The following is a 4,523-nucleotide window of genomic DNA, read 5'->3' on the forward strand; positions in this document are numbered from 1 at the left end:
GAATTAGGTGAGGTAGAAATAATGGAAAATCTTTCTACGGAACAACGCAACGAAGTAAAGGCAGCCTTATTCGAATCAGGACTGGAGCTAATGGACGATAAAAGATCTGTACTGATTGAAAGAATAAAGAATACTATAGTTGAGATGGTACATCATACAGATGAAGTAACCAAAACAAACTTTTCTAATTTTTTAAGCAAAAAATTAGATCATGATTACACCTATCTGGCTAATTTATTTTCTGAAGTACAAGGAACTACAATCGAAAAATTCATCATCTCACATAAAATCGAACGTATTAAAGAACTCATCATTTATGACGAATTGAATATTACAGAAATAGCATGGAAGATGAATTACAATAGCGTTGCTCATTTATCCAATCAATTTAAAAAGGTAACCGGACTTTCACCTTCGCACTTTAAACAATTGAAAAACAAGAGACGAAGTCCTATTGAAGAAGTAGGTTCAAATTTAATTTTTGTTCAGAGGGCGGAAGAGTCAGGTCTGAATAATACTATTATTTAAAAATCGATAAGTCCATTGAAGTGTAGACATCCTATAATTAGGATTATTCGATAACATGAAATTCGTTGTATGATAAATATTTAATGAAACATAGGTTTTGCAGAAAAGCTGTAAAACGAAAGCAATAAATAAAAAGGCGGTTGTAGGATAAGGTATGGGGAATATAAAGAAAACGCGAGTGGATGAATTATTTATCGCTCGCATGGAACTCGCGTTCCAAAAAGAAGAGAAGGAAAAACTTAGAAATGAGCTGATTAGCGCTCATAAAGAGCTTGTGTTCCAAAAGCAGGAGAAGGTAAAGCGTGCGGCAGAATTAGGTATAGCAAATAAAGAACTTGTATTTCAGGATGAGGAAAAGGAAAAACGGGCAGATGAACTAATAATTGCTAATAAAGAACTTGCTTTCCAGGACGAAGAGAAGGAAAAGCGAGCGGATGAACTCATTATTGCCAATATAGAACTTGCTTTTCAAGATGAAGAAAAGGGAAAGCGCGCTGCAGAGTTAGGCATTGCCAACATAGAACTAGCCTTTCAGGATGAAGAGAAAGAAAAGCGCGCAGCAGAGTTAATAATTGCCAACAAAGAATTAGTATTCCAGAACGATGAGAAAGAAAAACGTGCCGCAGAGCTGATCATTGCCAACAAAGAGTTGGTGTTTCAAAACGCGGAAAAAGAAAAGCGCGCCGCAGAATTAAGTATAGCCAATAACGAATTAGTTTTTCAAAACGATGAGAAAGAAAAGCGGGCGGATGAGTTGAAAATCGCTAACAAAGAACTTGCCTTTCAAAACGATGAGAAAGAAAAGCGTGCGCAAGAGCTGATCATTGCAAACAAAGAGCTTGCTTTCCAGAATGATGAGAAAGAAAAGCGGGCTCAGGAGCTGATAGTAGCCAATATGGAACTAGCCTTCCAGAACGATGAGAAAGAAAAGCGAGCGGAAGAGCTGATTATTGCAAACAAAGAGCTTGCTTTCCAAAATGATGAAAAAGAAAAAAGGGCGGCCGAACTATTTATTGCAAATCAAGAACTTATATTTCAAACCGGAGAGAAAGAGAAGCGTGCGGCCGAACTGGTAATAGCCGACATAGAACTTATTTTTCAAAGTAAAGAGAAAGAAAAACGTGAAATTGCAAATAAAGAATTAGAAGCGTTTAGCTATTCTGCAAAATTAGCATCTCAATATTCGTTAAGTCTTATTGAGGCGAGCCTTGATCCATTGGTTACAATTAGTACCGAAGGTAAGATTACTGACATGAATCAGGCAACTGTAAATATTACAGGTATAACCCGCGAGAAACTCACCGGTACCGACTTCTTTGATTATTTCACCGAATCCCAAAAAGCCCGCGAAGTATATCAGAAAGTATTTGCAAAAGGGTCCGTTGCAGATTCTCCTCTTACAATACGACATAAAGATGGTAAGCTGACTGATGTATTATTCAATGGATCAGTTTATAAAGATGATTTAGGAAATGTTCTGGGGGTTGTTATTGTTGCCAGGGATGTTACTGAACAAAAAAAGATTGCAACAGAATTGACCGAAGCGAAGGAATTTGCTGAAACAGCCACAGAAATTGCCGAAGTAGCAAAAAGCAAAGCAGAAAGTGCCACGCAGATCGCAGAGGATGCGGTTAAAGCTAAGCAGCAGTTTTTATCAAACATGAGCCACGAAATACGCACCCCTATGAATGCAATTATTGGTTTTACGAAAGTCATGTTAAAAACAAATTTATCGGCTAAACAGCAGGAGTATTTAACCGCGATTAAAATAAGTGGAGATGCACTCATCGTACTTATTAACGATATACTTGATCTTGCAAAAGTTGATGCTGGTAAAATGTCGTTTGAAAAAACACCTTTCAAATTGGCTGCATCTATTTCATCTATGTTGCATTTGTTTGAGACCAAAATTCATGAAAAGAATTTAGCGCTTGTTAAAGAATATGATAGCCGCATCCCTGAGGTATTAGTTGGCGACCCCGTGCGTTTGCATCAGATCATTTTAAATCTGGTAAGTAATGCCGTAAAATTTACATCAAAGGGAAAGATCACTGTTAGTGTAACTCAAATAGAAGATGACAATCAAGGTAATGCAATAATTAAATTCGCGGTAACAGACACGGGAATTGGCATAGCTGAAAGTACCCTGGAACGCATCTTTGAAAACTTTCAGCAAGCCTCAAGTGGTACTTCGAGGTTGTTTGGAGGAACCGGACTAGGGCTGGCTATTGTCAAACAATTAGTAGAGCAACAGGGTGGCAGCATTCATGTTGAGAGCATGTTGGATGTTGGCTCAACTTTTAGTTTCATTTTAAGTTTTCAAAAAACCAAAGCGGAAGCAGAGTCGGATAGTGGAATAATTGAATTGGACAAGGAAATAAAAAATATAAAAGTATTGGTCGTGGAAGATATTGCTCTTAACCAATTGCTGATGAAGACCCTATTGGACGATTTTGGATTTGAAAGCGACATTGCACCCAATGGCAAGATTGCCATTGAAAAATTGTCACAGGCTGGTCCATATGGGCCAGGAAAACCATATGATATCATTTTAATGGATTTGCAGATGCCCGAAATGAACGGGTTTGAAGCCACAGAATATATTCGTAGTAAATTGAATTCTAAGATTCCGATTATCGCATTAACTGCTGACGTAACCACAGTGGATTTAGCAAAATGCAATGCGGTTGGCATGAATGATTATATCGCTAAACCAGTAGACGAAAGATTATTGTACAGTAAAATAGTTGGATTTTTCAAGAAGCCAGCCCTGGCGGGTGATTACAATGCAATGGCTTTACGGAATGAATTATTTGGCCAGGACGATGATAGCATTGCCGAACGCCCAAAGACTACTAATCTGGAGTATTTAATTCGACGGACAAAATCCAATCCAAAATTGATGATGGAAATGATTTTACTTTATGTGGATCAAACCCCTCCTATAGTTAATGCGATGAAACAAAGTTTGTTGGATGAAGATTGGAATCTATTACAATCAGCAGTTCATAAAATGATCCCATCGTTTTCGATAATGGGAATTAGCTCAGATTTTGAAAATATGGCAAAAAAGATTCATGAATATGCACGCCAGGCATCCTTGGCTGGAAATGGAGGGAAAGATAAATTCATCCACACGTCTTCTTCTATAAAAGTTGGCACAGGTTTACTAAATAGACAAGAGTTGTTGGAGATGATATTGCAGTTGGAGAATGTGTGTGCCAGGGCTTGTGAAGAATTAAAAGAAGAGTATACTAAAATAAAAAACCAGAATTGATGAAAAAAGATAAAATGATTAGACTTTTCCTCGTAGATGACGATGCATTGTTTTTAAAGTCTTTAGAGATAGAATTTACTCAGAACGGAAATTTTATAATTGAAACATTCAGAACTGGCGAGCTTTGCATTGAGAATTTATCGCATTCCCCAGATGTAATTATTTTAGATTATCACCTTGATGGCATCGATAAAACTGCGATTAATGGAATTGAGACATTGGATAAAATAAACTTATCCCATCCTAGTATTCCTGTGGTAATGCTTTCCTCTCAGGATAGTATCGAGGTTGCTGTAAATTGCATGCATCATCAGGCATTCGATTACATTGTAAAAAGTGAAACGGCTTTTATGCGCTTGCAAAAAATTATTGAAACTATTCTTCATTACAAGAAAATGGAAAAGGAGTTGAATTGGTATATGGAGAGAATGTGATTGCTCTATTTTCCTACATTTAAAATGTGTGAATTACGCAACTATTTTTCAGAATTACGCAACAGTAGTCAATTTTAAACGGATCACCTTTGTTATGTGATAATGATGTCACCTCTACATAACAAAAATGAAAAATAGAACAGTAAGCCCAATCATTGCAATGCTAATGATTGTATTTATGGGCAGTTGTGAAAAAGATCAGGAAAGCCAGGCATTCAAACCTTCGTCTATAGACAAGTTAGCTTCGCTCGAACCACTAACAGCAAATTTGCAAGGGATAGATC

At 37.0% G+C, this 4,523-nt stretch carries 3 protein-coding genes; all 3 read left to right on the forward strand.

Annotated elements, in window-relative coordinates:
- On the forward strand, positions 1-528 hold a 528-nt coding region (locus WBJ10_RS02445; RefSeq protein ID WP_424287963.1), incomplete at its 5' end, for a helix-turn-helix domain-containing protein.
- Between the two features lie 178 nt (positions 529-706).
- On the forward strand, positions 707-3,805 hold the full coding sequence (locus tag WBJ10_RS02450; protein WP_424287964.1) for an ATP-binding protein: 3,099 nt from the start codon (positions 707-709) through the stop codon (positions 3,803-3,805).
- Positions 3,805-4,239 carry a response regulator gene (locus WBJ10_RS02455; RefSeq protein WP_424287965.1) on the forward strand — a complete coding sequence of 145 codons (435 nt, stop codon included), beginning with the start codon at positions 3,805-3,807 and terminating at the stop codon, positions 4,237-4,239. The genes WBJ10_RS02450 and WBJ10_RS02455 overlap by 1 nt, the downstream gene beginning before the upstream one ends.
- The last annotated feature ends 284 nt before the right edge of the window (positions 4,240-4,523 follow it).

Source organism: Daejeonella sp., from assembly GCF_049655485.1.
In the GTDB taxonomy this organism is placed as follows: Bacteria; Bacteroidota; Bacteroidia; order Sphingobacteriales; family Sphingobacteriaceae; genus Daejeonella.

Coding starts and splice junctions, on each gene's coding strand:
- WBJ10_RS02455 (WP_424287965.1), top strand. CDS start 3,805: ATGAAAAAAGATAAAATGATTAGACTTTTCCTCGTAGATGACGATGCA.